Genomic DNA, 17,590 nt, shown 5'->3' with positions numbered 1-17,590 from the left:
CTCAATGCCTTCCGATCAACAAATTACGATAACAGCGGTAGAGATGCTGTTTCCATGTAAGGGTGTTTTTGTGTGCTCTTGCCTGTTCCAACAGGCTGACGACGGTTTCAGCATTGCATAGCTGGCGAGTCGTTGGGTCTACATAGCCGGGATAGAGAATCAGGGTGCCGGCGACCAAGGCATCCAGCGAGAGTGAACGCGTACGGCGTGGGCAGCTAAGCGCATCCTGAGTTAAGCCCCAGCCAGCATAAAACGGTAGGCCGTAGGTGCTGACTTCTCGTTTGCGCAAAAGTGCTTCAAAGCCGGTTAAAGAGCTCATCGTATGCACTGCATCGACGCGCTCTAAAAGGGTTGCGATGTCGATATCGCTGGCGTCTAGATCATACAGGCGTTTGGCATCGGTATCGAGTGCTCCGACACGCGCACCGCTCAATACATCGGGATGGGCTTTATAGACAATAAAGGCATCTGGATGTGCTTCCCGCACTGCCCTTAACAGCCCGCTATTGGTGTTAATGTGCGGCGAGCCGGTGGCAATCGAGGCGTCGCTCTCTACTTGGCCAGGCACCAGTATGGTGTAACGCCCTTTGGGCAGTTCGATCCCCGACTTTCCACGTACGTTGTACTTGGAGAGTTTGAGCGCCACTAATCGCTTACGTAACTGCAGCGCACGTTGCAGCAGGTCGTCGCTAAAGGGGGCGCTATTGAGCAGCGTCTCTAAATCACTGGGTTGGCTGGGGTCGTAGTAGATACCCTGTGAATCAATCACCAGCGACAACGGCTGAGTAAGATCGACTCCCAGCCCCACTGAACGAATGAACCCATCTTCCATGCGCCATAGCTTCTCCATGTGTTGGGCGTGCTGGCATTTAAAGTCTGCATCAATACGGCTTGACCATACCAGCAGCCGTTCATCGGGCTGCTCGCTCTCGGGAAGCTTCGCTTGATAGTTCACGCGTGCGAAGGCGCCTAGAAAGTCGCCAATAAAGCGACGCTTCCAAGTAGAGAACCCGCATGCTCGCCAGCTTCCCCGATAGCGCTCCTGCTGGCGCCTTTGATCGGCGATCAAGGCAATGGTCTCTTCCAGCGTGGCAGGCTGCTGAGTGTAAGGGTTAGCGTAGCGGCAATAGCGTAAATAGGCGGCGGCAAAGACCTCAACTAAGGTGCGCTTTACACGACGGCGGTGGCAGGGCAGTTGATCATGGGTAAGCCCCCAACCTGCATAAAACGGAATACCAAAGCAGTGCACCTGCTTTCCGGCCAGCAGTGCTTCAAAGCCGAGCTGGCTGGTCACGACGTAAACGTGGTCAACCTGGTCAAATAGCGCCCAGGGGTTGAGGTCTTCACCGATGACCCTGCAGCGCGGGTGGTCTGCGGCGTTAAGTAGGTGGCCCTGTTTTTTACCCGCGATAACGTCAGGATGGATCTTGACTAATATCTCGGCGTCGGGGTGCTCTGCTAATGCCGCCTCAAGCATCTGGTTGAAGCTACTAGCGCTAGCGCCCCCATAGTGAATTGAAGCATCCCCAGCGGTTTGGTCGACCACTAATACACTCGCCCGGCTGGCATCGTTAATCGGCTGATCGGGGGAGTGGTTATATTTGGAGAGCCGATAGCGAGCGATCAATGCCATGCATCGTTCAGCCTGCTCTAACTCTTCATTGTTGAAACTGGCTGTGTTGAGCCAGTTTTCCAAATCAGAAGGGCGTGAGGCGTCGTAATAAATGCCGGTCTCATCGACTACCAAACTGTGCGGCTGAAAGCCATTTACGCCTAGCCCTAACGAGCGTAAAAAGCCATCTTCTAATGCGATATAGATCAGTTGATGGCGTTGGGCATACTGCCTAGCGCTTACACTAGTGGGTTTTAGCCCCCAGCCAATCACCGCCTCGGGCATTTTCTTAAGGGAGCTTATTCGGACGAATTGGTCAAATTCGGGCAGCAGTGCAGGCAAGGTAGCCAGCTTGCGAATACCTGGGGATGTGTAACCTGCCGTTCGTTTCGCCATAATAAGGCCGCTTGAGGTAACAGGGGTAGGCGGGCGAACATACGTCAATTGGAGGGGGTTATCAATTCAGGCGTTGTGAGTACTCACTATTTTTTCGATGCATAGCAACTATTTGCATGATAAAAAAAATTACCTTAAGTTTGATTTATTCAACGCGCATGGTTGTCACTTTTTTGGTAGATTCGCTTACTCTATGTGCCCTTAATACCGTTCTCTAGGATCTGGAATTAAAGTAAAGTATGCATAAAAAGGATAGTCGGTGCGCTTTGCCTGTCTGCTAAAGAATCTATTTTCTTTCAGTTCCTTGAAGGGGCGCCTTTTGCTGGGGCTCTCCTTTACTTTGCTGTTGCTGATCGCGTTGGTGCTGGGTATGGCGTGGCAAGTCGGAAAGACTATGGTGCAAGAGACTAATATGTCGCACTTGCGCTATGAAGCCACTCTACTTGCTGATGAGGTGACCCAACAAATTGAGATGCGCTTCCAAGCATTAGAACGCTTAAGCGAAATGATTGGCACCACAGAGGATGCGAGCTGGATCAGCTATCAACTGCAGCAGAACGATAGCCTACTAGCTTTGTTTGAGGGGATTGTGGTTGCTAACAGTGATGGTGAGGTTATTGCTGATTGGCCTGCAATCGTTGGTCGCGTAGGGCTCGACACCTCTGAGCTTGAGTATTTTCATATGCTTCGTGGTATTCGCCGACCCTATGTTAGCGAGCCCTTTGTCGGTCGTGCGAGCGGTATGCCGATGGTGCTAGTGGGCGTGCCACGATTTACCAAGCAAGGCGAGTTTGACGGTTTTATTGGAGGTGTCCTTAGCTTGGATTCAGGAGGGATATTTAGCCGTTTAGCTAAAGTGCGCTTGGGTGAAAAAGGTTATGCTGGTGTTGCTACTGCTTCGGGTAAAGTCTTATACCATCCTGAAAATTCATTAATTAATGCTTCTGTACCCAATAAGGCATTGAACCCATGGCTGGATTTGGCGCTGGATGGCTGGGAAGGTGATGCTGTAGGTCGGCTTGTGAGTGGGGAAATGGGGCTACAGTCTTATGCGCAGATTTGGCCTGCTGGATGGGTCGTTGGCCTTTACATGCCTATTTCCCAAGTACAACTTCCCCTAGCTGATTTTATCAGGCAGCTTTGGTGGGCATGGGTTGTACTTGTTTTACTTATGTTCCCTTTGCTGTGGTGGATGTTGGGCCGAGTGCTTACACCTTTGAGGCATTTGGAGAAGCAGATTGGCGAGGTGGGTTTAGGGCACCGTGAGAGCGTCAGTTTGGCTACCAAGATGCAAGAGCTACAGCAGGTGGCGAGCACCTTTAACCGAGTGGAAGATGAACGGCAGCTGTTGTTAGGCAATCTTCAAGAGCGCGAGGCGTTTCTTGACTCGGTACTGAATGCCGCGCCGCAGGGTATGTTTGTCGCTAATATGAAAGGTGACATTACTTACATGAACCCTGCGCTACTCGATATGCTGGGTATTCTTCCAGGTTCGCCTATGGAATCTTGGCTTAAGCAGATCCACATGTCTGATCGTGATGGGGCTAAAGACATGTGGCTACATAGCCTGCGCACCGGTAGTGATTTTGTCCGCCAATTGCGTTTTTTGCGCAGTGATAACGAACTTCTTTGGCTAGATATACATGCGCGGGTAGTCACGCTTTCTCAAGATGGCCATACCCTTGGTTTAGTGGGTGTAGTTAAAGATATTACCGAGCGTAGGGAGCAGGAAGCCATTCAGCGCTGGGAAGCTGAACATGACCCGTTAACCGGCCTGTTGAATCGTAGGGGCTTTGAGCGCCGTTTAGAAGAAGCCTTTGCTGATTTCCAAAAAACCAGCACGCCTTCAGCTCTTTTGCTATTTGACTTGGATCACTTCAAACCCATCAATGATGAAGGTGGCCACGCCCTGGGCGATGAGATGTTGCGCCGCATTGCTCAGGTGGTTGCCTGGGAAGTCCGCCGTAGCGACCATGTGGCACGCCAAGGGGGAGATGAATTTGGTGTGCTGCTCCCCAGCTGCACCCTGGCTCAGGCAAGGAGAATCGCTGAATCCCTGCGTCAGTCGGTAGGGGAGATCTCTGTTACCCATGAAGGCAAAGAGTACATGGTTACACTCAGTATTGGCGTTACCACCTTTGATGAAGAGGATTCTAATGTGTCTGACGTTTTGGCACGGGCCGATGCCGGTAGTTACAAAGCCAAGGGGATGGGACGCGATGGGGTAGTTGTCAATATGCCTCACAATAACGATGACGTAATGGCGCTTTTCGATTCGCCCAAATAGTTTCTCATATAAGCACTCTAAGCCTGTGCAGTGGCTTGGCGTGCTTAGCAGTCGACAAAACATGTCCAGCAGTAGAGTATAAGCAGATGCTGAACTTGTCGTTAGAAGCCAGTTTTTAAAATCAAGGCTGACTGAGATACTGTTGTGAACCTACTTGAACTATTTGCCCGCACGCTTGATGTTACCCTGCCTGTTTTCGCGATGGTATTTGTTGGCCTGGGGCTTAAGCGCTTGAAATGGATCGATAGTGCCTTCGTCTCGACCGCTTCTGCGCTGGTATTCAAAGCAACACTCCCCACGCTGATCTTCCTTAGTTTGATTAAAGCTGACCTAAGCGTTGCGCTGGACGTTTCGCTGATGCTGTTTTTTGCTGTGGCAACGCTGGGGCAGTTTTTATTCAGTTGGGGCTGGGCGCGCTACCGTGTAGCACCTCAGGATCGTGGTATTTACGTTCAAGGCGCGTTTCGCGGCAATTGTGGGATAGTGGGTTTGGCGCTAGCGGCGGGCATGTACGGTAACTATGGCCTGTCAGCGGGCAGTCTTTTGCTGGGCGTGGTCATCGTGATGTATAACGCGCTTTCGGTCATCGTGCTGGCATTTTACCAACCTGGTCAATCCACTGATTGGCGCAGCCTGCTCAAACATGTAGCGAAAAACCCACTCATTATTTCCGTATTTGCAGCATTACCTTTTACCGCGCTCTCGATCCCACTGCCCAGTTGGGTGATTACCTCAGGAAACTATTTTGCCTCGTTAACACTACCGTTGGCGCTGATTTGTATTGGTGCGACGCTCTCCGTGTCGAGCATGCGTGACAGCAGCCAAGTGGCACTTGGCGCTAGCTTGATGAAGATGGTAACACTACCGGTGCTCTCCACCGTGGCGGCCTGGTTGGTGGGCTTTTCCGGCGAACAACTGGGCTTACTGTTTCTGTTCTTTGCCAGCCCCACCGCTGCCGCAAGTTTTGTAATGGTCAAAGCAATAGGCGGCAATGTGGCTCTGGCCGCCAATATCATCGCCATTACCACCCTGATGGCGAGCATTACCGTTACGCTGGGCGTCTTTGCGCTGCGTTTACTCGGCTGGATATAGAGTTGAATAGCGCAACTCGGTTGGCCCTGCCTAAGCTGACGCGTTATACTACGCGCCCGCAAGTTTGGACGACGTTAGTCCCTGTAGCTCAGTAGGATAGAGCAGCCGCCTCCTAAGCGGCAGGTCGCAGGTTCGAATCCTGCCAGGGACGCCATTAAAATCAGTAGGTTAAGAAGTTTACCGTTGCTTTTTCCCGCCATATTTCCGTTTTGTCCCCTAGCTCGTCCCCTAGTTTTGTAAGCATTAGGCTGCCGTATCAGCTACATATCGGTACGGCAAATTCTCGCTATTTGCCGTCTACTATCTCCAGCTAGACAAACGAAAACAGCGCCAATAGGGCGCTGTAATCCTTGGGGTAATCTTAGGGTAGGGGGTCGGCTGTGATGCGCTCAGAGTATTATGGTAAGTGTCTATGGTGCGAAGATTTTTCCAGCATCAGTACGCACAAAGTGACCTCAGAAAAATCATCAGCCACTCGCGCGCAAACATGTCTGAAAATCATCAAAACAATCCTTTTTAAGAGGTCGGAAAATCATCAGATTGGCTATTTGCCAACTTTCGAATCACCTATTGTCAATCACCTCTAAAATCTGCCCATTAATCGCCACTTTGGCTTCAACTGAATCGAGGACTACGCCACCAAACGCATTACGGCCACGAAACTTAGTTAATACTCTGAGATGGTCACCATTGTCGGTAAAAGTAGTCTCTACATGGTCATAACTGTCTGGGTCGTTCATAGAGCTTTTGATAAGTCTTTCTAGGTTACGATGTGACCCATCCCAGGAGCTAAATTGAGATTCAATATTTTCTTGTCTTACAGCCTGCTGGCGTCTTTCGATGACTTTTTCAGAATGAAATGAAAGACTTTCCCTGTATTCTTCGTTGTTTGGGTGAAGTCGTGTAAGCTCTGAGTAAATATCTCTTCTTTTTTCGTGGTTGAACTCTAGCGAGCTTTCAAGGTCGCTCAGTAATTCTTCTGTACGCAAAGACTTATCTAGCCTGGATTTCTCACAGGGTATAAAGGAAAGCGGCTGAAAGTGCTATGATTTCAAGAACCTAACCAATCCATCAAGCACCAACAGCCGCTTCCAAAATGGTACCTGAAAAGCTGACCTTCTCGCCACTCTCACGCCGCCAAATTGAAGCCGACTTCTCCGGGGGCCACATCACGTCGGACGCCGGATTACTCCTGCTTCGTGAAGTCGATAAACACCATCGCCTGACACGCCGCTTGGCCACCGTGCTTCATGATCCCCGTGCACCGGAACAGGTTCGTCATAAGCTCGACACTCTGGTTCGTCAGCGGGTGTTCGGTGTCGCCGCTGGCTACGAAGATTTCAACGACCATGAGGCCCTGCGCTATGATCAGGCCCTCCAGACAGCGCTCGGTGAAGAGGATACGCTGGCAGGCAAGTCAACGCTGTGCCGGGTGGAGCAGAACGCCGATCGGCAAGCAATAGTGAAGGCCCATGAGTTGCTGTGGCATCACTTCATTGAACAGCATGACGAACCACCAAAGGAGATCGTGCTGGACTTTGATGGCACCGACATCCCCGTGCATGGCGAGCAACCCGGCAAGTTTTTTAACCGTTATTACGATCACCACTGTTACTTCCCGCTGTATGTCTTCTGTGGGCGCCACTTACTGGTGAGCTATCTGCGCACCAGTGACCGCAGCGACAGCCGCCATAGCTGGGCGATCCTCGCCTTACTGGTACGCTTTATCCGCCAATACTGGCCCGATACCCGCATCGTGTTACGAGGTGATAGCCACTTTTGTCGTCCCCGGATGCTGAACTGGTGCGATCGGCATCACGTCGACTACATCGTGGGAATCGCCAAGAACAGCCGGCTGCTCAAGGAAGTGGATGTGCCCATGATGCTGGTACGCAAGACCCAATGGCAGGTGGGAGGGAAAGTGGCAGAGACGTTTCGCTTTCCGTATCAAGCACACTCCTGGAAATACCCACGCTGGGTGGTGGCCCGTCTGGAAGAAGGCGAGCTGGGCTCTAATCCCCGGTTTATCATCAGTTCCCGTTACGATGACGGCTTCAAGCTTTACTACGAGCAGTACTGTGCCCGGGGTGACATGGAGAACCGGATCAAGGATCAACAACTGAGCCTGTTCGCTGACCGTACCTCCAGCACGCACTGGTGGGCCAATCAGTGGCGGCTGATCTTGTCGGGCTTCGCTTATACACTGTTCGAGCGGTTACGGACTTACCTGAAGCACACGCCCTTCGCGCGCATGAGTCCGAGCAACCTGAGGCTCAAGCTCATCAAAGTAGGCGCGGTCATCATCCGCAATACGCGTCGAATCCGCGTACTCATGAGTGACAGCTACCCCTATAAAACGGCGCTATCCGATCTCGTCAGGCGGTTGGTGCCGAACTGACTGCTCGGGCTCCCCCGGCCCGACGCAATGGGGGGAAGGGGGAGGTGTGTCTGAACGACGAAAAGTGGTTAAAAAGTAGCCGATGTAAGTCGAGCCAATAGGTGTTTAGCGGTGTTAGAGCCTGAGTGCGGTACTGGCTGAGGTGCTATGAGAAATCCAGGCTAGCTCATTTTGTAGGCTCTGTGCTCTACTGTGCAGTTCTCCTATGTCTGGGTCATCAGTAGATAGAAGCTTGTTTGTTTCACTTATGGCTTCTTGGTATTGTGCATTTTCAATAAGCTCATTAATGGCCGTAATGGTTGCACTCTTATTGCTGTTGAATTCTTTTATTGCTTCTTCCTTAACTTTTTCTTCAGCAGCAACTTCTTGTGCAGAAATACTACGCTCATGTTCATTAGTGAAGTGGCCAAAGAGGACAAACATGGAAAAAACTGCTGCTATTCTTAATATTGCAGGAAATTTTTTATTAGTTTTGTAAAAAATCATTTTCCTTACAGGTGGTAGCAGCAGCGCAGCGGCAACAAGCAGACACACGCCAGCCAAAGGGGTATCGAAAAGGCTTCCTATGCCCCCTAGTAGGAAAAAAAGTCCTGCTGACCAGTTAAAAATTGTGTAGAACTTGCTCATGTTCCCATTGCTCCATTCTTAGGGTCTCTGTTATTGGCTAATAAATATTAGCATTTGAGTTTTTTGATTGCAGTGAAAAAATAATTTTTGCCTAAATTTTCCTGCCGTTAGCTCAGGTAAAACTCTCTTTGCAGCGGGCTAGCTCCCTTTCAATCGCACGTCTAACGAACTCGGCTCGGTTGCGGTGGGTATGCTGGCGGCCTTGCTTCATCAGGTGGTCGATACTGGCCACGGTATCAGCTTCTACGGAAACGATAAGGCGAACGGGCCTGGTGAAGCGGCGCGGGTTGCGGCTCATGACGTTGGCTCCTTTTATAGTCAGGAAATTATGTTGACCTGGCTGGCGCTGTCGGCAAGTCAGGCCAAACGGCTTTGGCGGCTGCCAATGCACTGGGATCGTTAAGCAGGCGTCTGCATTGCGCGCGCGCCTTGCTATCGTTAGGTGCTACGGTAAAAGCATCGTCAAGCGTGACTGCAAGCTCTGCCGCTGCCTGCCTACTCATACTCAACATGACGGCACGCGCCAGCGATTCTATTTCTTGCAATTCACGGCCTACCACCTTGAGGCTGGAAAGTATGATTTCCACATCATCAGCCGATACCCTTTGCGGATTTTGCGGATTCGCGGAAAAGTGCGCAGTTGCCGGGCTTGTGGCTTGCGGACTGTTTGCGGGGAAGTTGCGGATCTCAGTAATGGTCGGCTTGTCCGCACTTATCCGCATGTTATCCGCAGTGGGCGCGCTGGCGCCCATGCCTTGGTATAACGTTGTTTCCGGCGTGTTGTCCGCAATTCCGCAGAATCCGCAGCCTTTGGCTAGCTGGCGCTGTTCACGTAACTGCCTGCCGCGTTCAATCGGGTTAAACATGGGGCAAAGCCTCCCATTCAGCCGCTTTGCCGCTAGGGCCATGTTTGGTGCAGCGCAAGTAACCAGCTCGGGTTAACCAATCCAACAATGGTCTGGCCTTATTGGCACTACGGCAGGCACTTGGCAGGCGTTTGAACTCATGTTGATTCAGTTGGCCGCCGTGGGTGTTGATCCATTCCAGTAAGTCACGCGCTTGTCGTTCCTGTTGATCCTGTTGCGCTTCCTCGGTGCGTGCCTTCATTGTTTCGAGGTAGTACGCCACAAGTTGCCCGGCCCGTTCGATATGAGCGCTAGTGATTTCGTCGCAATCCTCTATAACAGCCATCACAGCAGCCAACCGTGACGCATTTTCGGTGGCCTTGCTGGCGAAGGCTCGTACATCATAAAACTCGCCATTGGGTATCAGTGCAGACTCAATACCGTCGTGAAGCTCGCTTAATACGCTGAATGAATGCCCTTCGATGGTCAGCAGTTGAGGTTGTAGTTCTCCGCTGTCGTATACGGGTAGCGGTTTGCGCGCCAGGGCATCAATACGACGCCTATAAGTGGCAATGGCCGGATCATTTTCAATACTGTCGCCGGGGTCACGGTCAGCAAGAAAGCGCGTTCCAATAAGGCTATGTTCGCGGCAGATGAGAAAGCGAGGCAGGAAACCTTGCCCTTGCAGCAATGTGTCCCCTAGCACTTTGTCAGCCACGACGGGTTGCATCATCAGGTGAGTGGATAAGCGGCGGCCTGCTAAAATACCGGATTCGCCTTCAGTGCCACGGGTGCGAGTTAATGGCGCGCCATCCCATAGGCGGCAAAGCGCTTCAATGGTTCGCCCTCTGGCTTCATCACTCATACCGTGGCCACCAAAAAAACCTATGGCTTCATCGCTGTACAGTCCGGCGCTAGGTCGGTTGGTTTTCAAGTGTTTATACATCCCCTCAGCCGTTGGCTCAGAGAACGTCAGATTGGGCATAGGGAGCGCTTGTGGGCGCTTTACATCATGTGCAGCAAGGCGTTCACCTAATGCCGTTTGCTGTTCTTCAGATAAAGCTTGTTTGCCTTTACCCTTGCCTTCTACCTCGGCAATGATTGACTTGCGGCGCAATTCCCATGCTTCATCATTGGCCTTGTACTGGGTCATCAGGTTGTCGAACTGCTCTCGCTGCTCAGCCTCAATGGTGCGTATCGGTGCTAATGCGACATTATCGACGGTGGACTTACGCTCCCCGCTTTCTGCCTCAGTGAACAGGAAAAGCGATACCGGGCCGGTACCAATGTTGCCGCGCTTTACGTCGTAGTGGCCTTGTACGACTAGCGCGGCGGCGCCTAACACGGACTGGCAGGCCATGCCCAACGGTGCTTGAACGTGGTAGGCGATACGCTTCGCCGCCGGGCCAAGTACCGGCCCCAACGCCTCAACTGGGTATGCCAGCGGTTTGGGCGCCAGCGGTAGTGGCTCAGGTGATAAATCGACGTTGCCGTTGTCAATGTCGCGTGGATCGTGTTCTTCACCAACGGGAATAGCTGCCTGCTCTATGGTTTCGTGACTCATACAGTGACCCCTTGGCGGCAAAGGGCTACGTCGGCAAAGTCGGTACATTTTCGGCAGTCTTTGCAGAAGGTCGGCATCAGGACTTTAGCGCCGATAGCCAGGGCGGCTAGTTGCGCTTTGGTAACGCCAGGGTTGTTGTCGGTGAAGCGGTCATCATCAGCGGCGATGGTGATAGAAACACCATCCGGTAAGCGCTGGCGCAATCGACGCGCTACGGTTTCCAGATTATCCGCATTGCGAGCGACCACGACAGGCGCCCCAGTAGCCTCATGCAGCGCGGCGGCGGTTGCCCAGCCTTCTGCTATCAATACACGCTCAGCGCCAGCGAGGATGCCTATTAGGCTGGCTACGCCCTTAACGCGACCGCCTGCCAGTGGGCGCTTATCTCCATCAGGAAAAATGCGCTCAAGGTTGACCAGTTCGCCATTAACGTGCAATGGCACAAGTAACATGCTGCCGCGCTGGCGTAGGCCATGCGGTGCCAAGCGCTTCTTGGCCAGGTAGGAGTGGTTAGGGTCAGCAGCGCCAGCAGTGGCCCACCAGCGGCGGGCCTGTTCGGCTGTCTTGGTCTGTTTAGCACTTCGCTCGGCATCACGCTGTTCTCTGGCGCGCTGTGCAGCCAAGCGGGCTTCAGCAGCGGCGGCAGGATCGTGTTCACCCGTTAGGCTAACGGTATGCTGTTCGCCGGTATGCCAAAAACCAAAAACAGCAACTTCCAGCGATGGGCAAGCATACCAGCCATTTCGGTTGCCCTTGGGCTTGTCGATACTGTCGAAGCGGTGAATGTTTCCATCAGCATGAATCACCAGCCCATTAACTCCATAGGCGGCTAAGGCATCATTCAGCGCTTGCTCTATGGTGCTAAAATGATAAGGCGCGACAGCAGTAGAAAACGACGAGACGGCCCGGCCCCCCAGCCGGGCTTTCTGTTGAGCGTTCATGACATCGCCTCCCCGCGTTGCGCTTCCCATGCTTCAAGGTCAGATAAGCGCCAGCGAGTAGCGCGCGGGCCAATCTTCACGGGTGAGGGTATGACGCCTTCAGCCAGCCAACGCCACCACGTTGAACGGGCAACGCCGTAGCGCTGGCAGGCTTCGGTATCTTTAAGAAAGGTTGCTTGGGTAGTCATGGTTTGCCCCCGGTATCAATTAGACGCTTATAAGACTAAGGGCATGTAAGGCTTGGCGCGTGGGGAACAATAGGGGGGTAGTTTTTTAACCTCGCTAAAACTTTAGCTTCAAGGGTTGATCGTGAAAATAAAAAGGGCCTTTAGTACTACTTTCAATAACGTGTGGGCCTATATTTCGCCATATTGTTTTTACAGCACTAGGGCTAAGCGCTGCATGTCGCGCAACTAGGTGAAAGACTGATTTAGTTGGTTGTGTTTCGTCATTTTGGCTCAACTGTATGCCCGCACATTTGAGCATGTAGACCGCGTTAGCTATGCGTAAGTCACGAGCCAAATTCTTATGCTTTGGGCGCCCGCCGCTCGGCTTAGGCCATTGGTCACGCATTACAGCAGCGGTAAATCTAAGTAGTGGCGATGGTATAGGTTCTTCTTGCTCAGCAAGGCCAGCAACTAGCATTCGAGAGGCTTCCCATGCGGCTGGGTCTTCTTTTGCCGCTTGGACGACTTTGTCAGGTTCTTTTCCTGTCGGGCGAGTAGTTATTCTGTCTTTATCGTCACGGGTGGTTTCAGTGCCAGCCAGCCAGCAATAAACCAAAGCAGCTATTTTTTCACCCTTTTCACTCTGCCAGCCCTCTAAGTATTGAGGAATTTTTGCAATTGCAGCTTCTTGCTCAGGTGTCATTACGCTACACCTCCCCGAAGTGATACCACGTTCGAGCCGGGGTCACTTGCCACCCTGCTGGCGACGGTTTCCCCCCAGCGTTGCCAAACGCCTACTTGGGACTTCCAGCGGGCGGCGCGGTTATAGGTGCCCACCAGCTTAGGCGGTGCATGGGCTAGCATCATTTCCACCAGCAGCGGGTCAGCCATTAGCATTTCTGTGGCTTGGGTGGCAAACGACCGGCGCAAGTCGTGGGTTGTGAAGTGCTCCAGGTGGTAGAGTGGGGCGGTTTCGTCGTGCTCCTTTCTAGCGCGGCCCTGTAAGCGCGCTACGGTGGTGCTCAGGCTATCCGGGTGAAGCGGCTTTCCAGTGCCTTGGGTAGACGTGAAAACGAACTCCCCGGCGGCTAGCTGGCGTTGTTCTGCCAGCAGTTCAAGCGCCAGTGGGCAAAGGTGAACTTTATGCTGACGACGTGACTTGGTGCGTTCAGCCGGTATTGTCCATTCTGCTTTGTTGACTTCATCCCAGCGCATGAAAGCGACCTCTCCACGACGGCAGCCCGTCAGAATCAGCAGCTTTAACGCATTGGCTACTGGTATGCTAAGCACTGAGGTAGCGGCTTTACGTACACAATCAGTGCGGGCGTCATCTATTGCCTGCCATAGCTGGCGCAATTCAGGCAGGGGCAGGTGACGTTGACGCGGGGCAGATGCAGACGCGGCGATATCGGCAGGCGTTAGGCCATCGGTGGGGTTCACGTCGATTTGTTCACGCTTCTGGCAGTAGCGTAGCAGTTGACGCAGTAGGTTAAGGCTATGGCGTGCTTCTACCTTGGCTTTGCCAGACGCTTGCTCTAGCACGTCGATTAACAAGCGGCGTGAAACGTCACGAACGTAAAAATCAGACAGCCTTGGGGCAAGGTGACGACGCCAGCGGCCATGCTGTTGGGATACCGTCTTGGCTGTGGGGGGGTGCTGATTGCGGCCTGGGGTTTGCTGGTAATGCTCTATCCAGCGATTGAAAGCATCTTGCATTGTCCAGGCGGCTAGATTGTTGGCTATTTCAGACGCTCGCTGTTTTCGAGGATCAAGACCTACCTTTACCAATTCAATAGCGGTGGCGTGTTTTTCTCTAGCGCTTTTCAGCGTCATGGCGGGATAGGTGCCTAGCCTCATTTCGTATTGACGACCGCCAAGGCTGAAACGATACATCCATAATTTTGTTTCTCTATCGTCGCGCACTTCTAGCGATAGGCCAGCACCGTACTTTGACTTTACCGGGCGTCGTGCTTTGCGCTTTCCAGCAGGTAGCGAAAAGGCGGCTACTTCTGCCGGGGTAGTCATTGGCTTGTTAATAGTCATTTTGTCCCCTAGTGCGTCCCCTAGTTTTATTAAGTATACCCTGGGAAGGTATAGGACACAAAAAGACAGTGTGTGTAGTTAAGTAGCTGTTTCTATTATTTTTATAGATAATTTAACGGGAGGCTTAATAAGGTAAAAAACAGTCTAAAATCCCGCTCCTAAGCGGCAGGTCGCAGGTTCGACTCCTGCCAGGGACGCCAACTGGGGTTCTTCACAAGTCCTGGGAAGGCCTAAAAAAGAGTACAATACTCTGAAATACATGGTTTTTTAGCTCCTCAACGTTCCTCGCTGTTCCTTCCAAATCCCGCTTTCAAGTGGTATACAGTCCGGTATATGCCTCCATTCGGAAATACTCGGTATACCTCCATGGCGCTAACTATCCGACAAATAAACGCAACTAAGCCCGGCACGAAAATTATTACCCTCTCAGATGGCATGGGATTAGAACTTAGGATCTCAACCAATGGCAGCCGTGGATGGCGTTTGCGCTACACACGCCCTAACGGCAAACGCAACATGATCAGCCTTGGCCAGTACCCTGAAGTGAGCCTTGCTGAAGCAAGGGAGAAGCGGACGGATATGAGGCGTCTAATATCCCAAGGCATTGATCCTGTAGAGCAAAAGCAGAGCGACAAACGCCAACGCCAGTATGCAACTGAAAACACATTTGAAGTGCTGGCCATGGAGTGGCACGCCGCCATGGTGCCGCGCTGGAAAGAGAGTTCTAAGCGTGCCAATGACAGCAGGCGCGTGCTTGAGATGTATGTGTTCCCCAAAGTGGGGAATCGGCCGATAGAGAGCATTCTGCCCCTCGAATGGCTGGATATACTGCGCACGCTGGAAGAGTTAGGGAAATTCGAACAGAGACGCCGCCTGCACGCCTTTTGTCGTGACATCTACCGCTTTGCCATCATTACGGGAAGAGCCAGCTACAACCCCCTTACCGACCTTCAAACGGCGCTTAAGCCCTACAAGCGGGGCAGCTTCCACCATATCCCCCAAAGTGAGCTTCCACAGCTTGTGCGCGATATTGAGGCGTACGATAAAAGCCCGATGGTGCGCATTGGGCTAAAGCTGTTGCTACTGACAGCCGTTCGGCCTGGAGAGCTACGCCGGGCAGAGTGGGAAGAGTTCGACTTAGATGCAGCCGTTTGGAAGATCCCCGCCGAACGCATGAAGATGGGCAGGGCGCACCAAGTGCCCCTGCCTAGCCAGGCATTGTGTGAGCTGCGTTATCTTCACAAGCTAACAGCCCCCTTCAAATTGCTATTTCCTGGCCGTAATGACCCACGAAAACCAATCTCCGATGCCGCTTTTGGCATGGCGCTAAAGCGTATGGGTTATGAGGGCAGGCACGTACCCCACGGCACCCGCCATGTTGTGGCCACCGGCTTAAAAGAGTTGGGCTATCCCAGAGAATGGATAGAGCTACAGCTATCGCACAAGCTGCCAGGGATCGAAGGCGTTTACACCCATGCCCAGCACATGGCCCCGGATCAGCGGCCCGCCATGATGCAGTTTTGGGCGGACTATTTGGATAAAATCAGCACCGAGGTTTGAATGCGAATCAAGTTACCTGTCAATTGCCCTGACTGCGGGTCGGAAACCCGTATTAGATCCAGCCGAAAAATGGCAGAGGGTTATAATATCCTCTATAGGGATTGTAAAAACGAAGAGTGCGGCGCCAGATTTAAAGCTGAAGAGATAATAAAAGACACTACAACAGAAAATGTGGCCGAGCGTTTCGGTTTAATGGACTTAAAGCCAGGTGCATGTGCGTTAATGATCATCGATCAGCAGCAAGCGGATATGCATTATCCCTATTTTAGAAAGCGCAATAACGAGCGCGCAGAGTACAACATGTATCGGCTGCTGAGTGCATGGCGTGAGCACTCGCTGCCCATCATCCATGTTCGCCATCTCTCTGGTGATCCAGACTCTCCCTATTCCCCCGGCCATCCTGGTGTGCGTTTTAAACTTGGTTTAGAGCCTCTCGCAAACGAGGAGATTTTCGATAAAAACATCACGGATGCCTTTTTACGCTCCAGCATCGAGGATTGGCTGCTTAAGCGATCCATTCGCCAACTCGTGGTGGTGGGATCGACCAGTGAGGGAGCGGTAGAGGCGACAGTAAGAAGTGCTTCTAATCTGGGGTTTACCGTCTGGGTTCCTGATGATGCGTGCTATACCTTCGAAAAATTCGGCTATAACGCTGAGACGCTTAGCCCTGAAGATATTCATGTGCTGGCGATGACGAACTTACAACAAGATAACTCCACGGTGGTGGATACCACTCTAGTGCTTCACGCGATCGAGCACGCCACTGCTACTACCAAGGAGGGGGAGAGTAATGGCCAGCGCCGTCACTGAGTGACGACCTAGGCATCTGCGTGTTGTAAATTTTCCGTTTTCTACAACAGAATAAAACGGACTACTTTTTTTATAACCATTTGAATTTAAATAATAAAAAAAATATGCCTATCGGGTGACGCTTCAGCACCGTGTTATAAAGAGCTCATGAAGCGCTTTCTGTTGTATATCCATACAGTTCTACAACAGCGCTTTCTGGTAGTCCTCCTCGTTCCTCGTCAAGCTAGTGGTGTCTCAAGCGTAAGGCTTGCAACGTCACCACTAGCTGAAGGAACCCACCTTATGGCTCATCAAAAACCAACGTCCTCTTTGTCATCCAAAGCTGCTTTGGATACCTGTCTAGCTGTCCAGAATCGTTCACGTGCCATTCCGTTGTGCGGGAATCGTGGCACAACGCGCATCGATGGCGCGTCATTTTGTTAACCGTCAAGCTTCATAGGGCCACTAGGGCACTTGCCTGGAATGACACAGCGAGGACACAAATCAATGCCTGAACTCACCACTCACACACCGCCATTCAGAACGGTGAACAAGATCCAGCTAGGTAATCGCCTGCTGCGTCGCAAGGAGGTAGAGCAGAAAACCGGTAAAAGCCGTTCGGCCATTTATGACGGTATTCGCCAGGGCACTTTCCCGGCACCGGTGCCGATTGGCGGCAAAAGCGTTGCTTGGCTAGAAGAGGAGGTGGATAGCTGGATCGCTAACTGCTTGGAAGAACGCAAACGCCAGCGCCTAGAAGGCATTCCCACCCCGTTACGCATGACCACACACCAACCGGAGCGCCACGCATGAGCCAGTTTGAATTCACCATCAACGGAACAACGCTAAAGCTCACCGCGGACGATGTGGTCAAGCTGGAAGCCGCCATGGTAGACGCCACCAAATCACCCAGCCGAAAGGCATTCCGTAAAGGTTCGACCGGTGATATCAGCGCTCAATGGTTAGATGGCCAACGCGATGGCTTGGAGCGCTTCAACCGCCACCAGCCTCCCGCCGAGATACTTACCGACTGCTAACCCCCTAACCCTACCAAATAGGCATAACGCTGCTGGGCCAAGCCCAGCGGGTAGGGGGAAGTTTTGCCCAAAGATCGCAAAAAAGGCCCCAGAGCGGGGAGCACTGGGGCCAAGCGAAGTTACATCAAAGGGAAGTCATGAAGCCTATCAAATTGAGCAACATTTGCTGCCTGAAAAGCTTGCGAGGAACACTGGGGAATGCTTATGATGGTCGTGCCGTAGCAAAATCTAC

Annotated in this window: 17 protein-coding genes and 1 tRNA gene; 8 read left to right on the top strand and 10 right to left on the bottom strand. The window is 52.2% G+C overall.

What is annotated here, in order from left to right; all coding sequences use genetic code 11:
• Window position 1: 1 nt before the first annotated feature.
• Window positions 2–2,008, bottom strand: a complete 2,007-nt coding sequence (locus tag HZS52_RS20345; protein WP_039860450.1) for a capsular polysaccharide biosynthesis protein — start codon at window positions 2,006–2,008, stop codon at window positions 2–4.
• A gap of 319 nt (window positions 2,009–2,327) precedes the next feature.
• On the opposite strand from HZS52_RS20345, the gene HZS52_RS20340 reads away from it, so the two are divergent.
• The 3 genes from HZS52_RS20340 (at window position 2,328) to HZS52_RS20330 (ending at window position 5,541) form a co-directional block, all read left to right on the top strand.
• Window positions 2,328–4,295, top strand: coding sequence for a sensor domain-containing diguanylate cyclase (locus HZS52_RS20340; protein ID WP_190373511.1), 1,968 nt, complete (start codon window positions 2,328–2,330; stop codon window positions 4,293–4,295).
• Between the two features lie 144 nt (window positions 4,296–4,439).
• The gene (locus HZS52_RS20335; protein WP_009288312.1) at window positions 4,440–5,387 is read left to right on the top strand and encodes an AEC family transporter; all 948 of its coding nucleotides are present in this window, start codon (window positions 4,440–4,442) and stop codon (window positions 5,385–5,387) included.
• Between the two features lie 77 nt (window positions 5,388–5,464).
• A tRNA-Arg gene (locus HZS52_RS20330) sits at window positions 5,465–5,541 on the top strand.
• A gap of 409 nt (window positions 5,542–5,950) precedes the next feature.
• Here the strand turns inward: HZS52_RS20330 and HZS52_RS20325 are convergent.
• Complete coding sequence (locus HZS52_RS20325; protein ID WP_190373510.1) at window positions 5,951–6,376, bottom strand: hypothetical protein; 426 nt, start codon at window positions 6,374–6,376, stop codon at window positions 5,951–5,953.
• 107 nt (window positions 6,377–6,483) lie between these two features.
• Between HZS52_RS20325 and HZS52_RS20320 the strand changes: the two genes are divergently transcribed.
• Window positions 6,484–7,785, top strand: a complete 1,302-nt coding sequence (locus HZS52_RS20320; RefSeq protein WP_190373509.1) for an IS1380 family transposase — start codon at window positions 6,484–6,486, stop codon at window positions 7,783–7,785.
• Window positions 7,786–7,899: 114 nt separating this feature from the next.
• Here HZS52_RS20320 and HZS52_RS20315 read toward each other — a convergent pair whose 3' ends face one another.
• The 8 genes from HZS52_RS20315 to HZS52_RS20280 all read right to left on the bottom strand — a co-directional run bounded on the left by HZS52_RS20315 (window position 7,900) and on the right by HZS52_RS20280 (window position 13,972).
• On the bottom strand, window positions 7,900–8,412 hold the full coding sequence (locus HZS52_RS20315; protein ID WP_190373508.1) for a hypothetical protein: 513 nt from the start codon (window positions 8,410–8,412) through the stop codon (window positions 7,900–7,902).
• A 112-nt stretch (window positions 8,413–8,524) separates the two neighbouring features.
• Window positions 8,525–8,710 carry a ribbon-helix-helix protein, CopG family gene (locus tag HZS52_RS20310; RefSeq protein WP_190373507.1) on the bottom strand — a complete coding sequence of 62 codons (186 nt, stop codon included), beginning with the start codon at window positions 8,708–8,710 and terminating at the stop codon, window positions 8,525–8,527.
• Between the two features lie 28 nt (window positions 8,711–8,738).
• Window positions 8,739–9,278, bottom strand: coding sequence for a hypothetical protein (locus HZS52_RS20305; protein WP_190373506.1), 540 nt, complete (start codon window positions 9,276–9,278; stop codon window positions 8,739–8,741).
• Entirely contained in the window at window positions 9,271–10,821 is a 1,551-nt protein-coding gene (locus HZS52_RS20300) for a YfjI family protein (RefSeq protein WP_190373505.1), read from the bottom strand. Before HZS52_RS20300 ends, HZS52_RS20305 begins: the two co-directional genes overlap by 8 nt.
• On the bottom strand, window positions 10,818–11,762 hold the full coding sequence (locus HZS52_RS20295) for a toprim domain-containing protein (RefSeq protein WP_190373504.1): 945 nt from the start codon (window positions 11,760–11,762) through the stop codon (window positions 10,818–10,820). The genes HZS52_RS20300 and HZS52_RS20295 overlap by 4 nt, the downstream gene beginning before the upstream one ends.
• Complete coding sequence (locus tag HZS52_RS20290; protein WP_062372496.1) at window positions 11,759–11,950, bottom strand: helix-turn-helix transcriptional regulator; 192 nt, start codon at window positions 11,948–11,950, stop codon at window positions 11,759–11,761. The genes HZS52_RS20295 and HZS52_RS20290 overlap by 4 nt, the downstream gene beginning before the upstream one ends.
• Window positions 11,951–12,044: 94 nt before the next feature.
• Window positions 12,045–12,632: a hypothetical protein gene (locus HZS52_RS20285; protein ID WP_190373503.1), complete on the bottom strand. Its 588-nt coding sequence runs from the start codon at window positions 12,630–12,632 to the stop codon at window positions 12,045–12,047.
• The gene (locus HZS52_RS20280) at window positions 12,632–13,972 is read right to left on the bottom strand and encodes a tyrosine-type recombinase/integrase (RefSeq protein ID WP_190373502.1); all 1,341 of its coding nucleotides are present in this window, start codon (window positions 13,970–13,972) and stop codon (window positions 12,632–12,634) included. The genes HZS52_RS20285 and HZS52_RS20280 overlap by 1 nt, the downstream gene beginning before the upstream one ends.
• Window positions 13,973–14,305: 333 nt before the next feature.
• On the opposite strand from HZS52_RS20280, the gene HZS52_RS20275 reads away from it, so the two are divergent.
• The 4 genes from HZS52_RS20275 (at window position 14,306) to HZS52_RS20260 (ending at window position 17,358) form a co-directional block, all read left to right on the top strand.
• Complete coding sequence (locus HZS52_RS20275; RefSeq protein WP_317890270.1) at window positions 14,306–15,532, top strand: tyrosine-type recombinase/integrase; 1,227 nt, start codon at window positions 14,306–14,308, stop codon at window positions 15,530–15,532.
• On the top strand, window positions 15,533–16,342 hold the full coding sequence (locus tag HZS52_RS20270) for an isochorismatase family protein (RefSeq protein ID WP_190373500.1): 810 nt from the start codon (window positions 15,533–15,535) through the stop codon (window positions 16,340–16,342).
• A 486-nt stretch (window positions 16,343–16,828) separates the two neighbouring features.
• Window positions 16,829–17,134 carry a helix-turn-helix transcriptional regulator gene (locus tag HZS52_RS20265; RefSeq protein ID WP_106373287.1) on the top strand — a complete coding sequence of 102 codons (306 nt, stop codon included), beginning with the start codon at window positions 16,829–16,831 and terminating at the stop codon, window positions 17,132–17,134.
• Window positions 17,131–17,358, top strand: coding sequence for a hypothetical protein (locus HZS52_RS20260; RefSeq protein ID WP_190373499.1), 228 nt, complete (start codon window positions 17,131–17,133; stop codon window positions 17,356–17,358). Before HZS52_RS20265 ends, HZS52_RS20260 begins: the two co-directional genes overlap by 4 nt.
• The last annotated feature ends 232 nt before the right edge of the window (window positions 17,359–17,590 follow it).

The sequence above is a fragment of the Vreelandella titanicae genome (assembly GCF_014697095.1).
GTDB classification, from domain to species: Bacteria; Pseudomonadota; Gammaproteobacteria; order Pseudomonadales; family Halomonadaceae; genus Vreelandella; species Vreelandella titanicae.
Note: the sequence above shows the minus strand (reverse complement) of the source record. Positions and strands in the feature narration are given on the sequence as shown.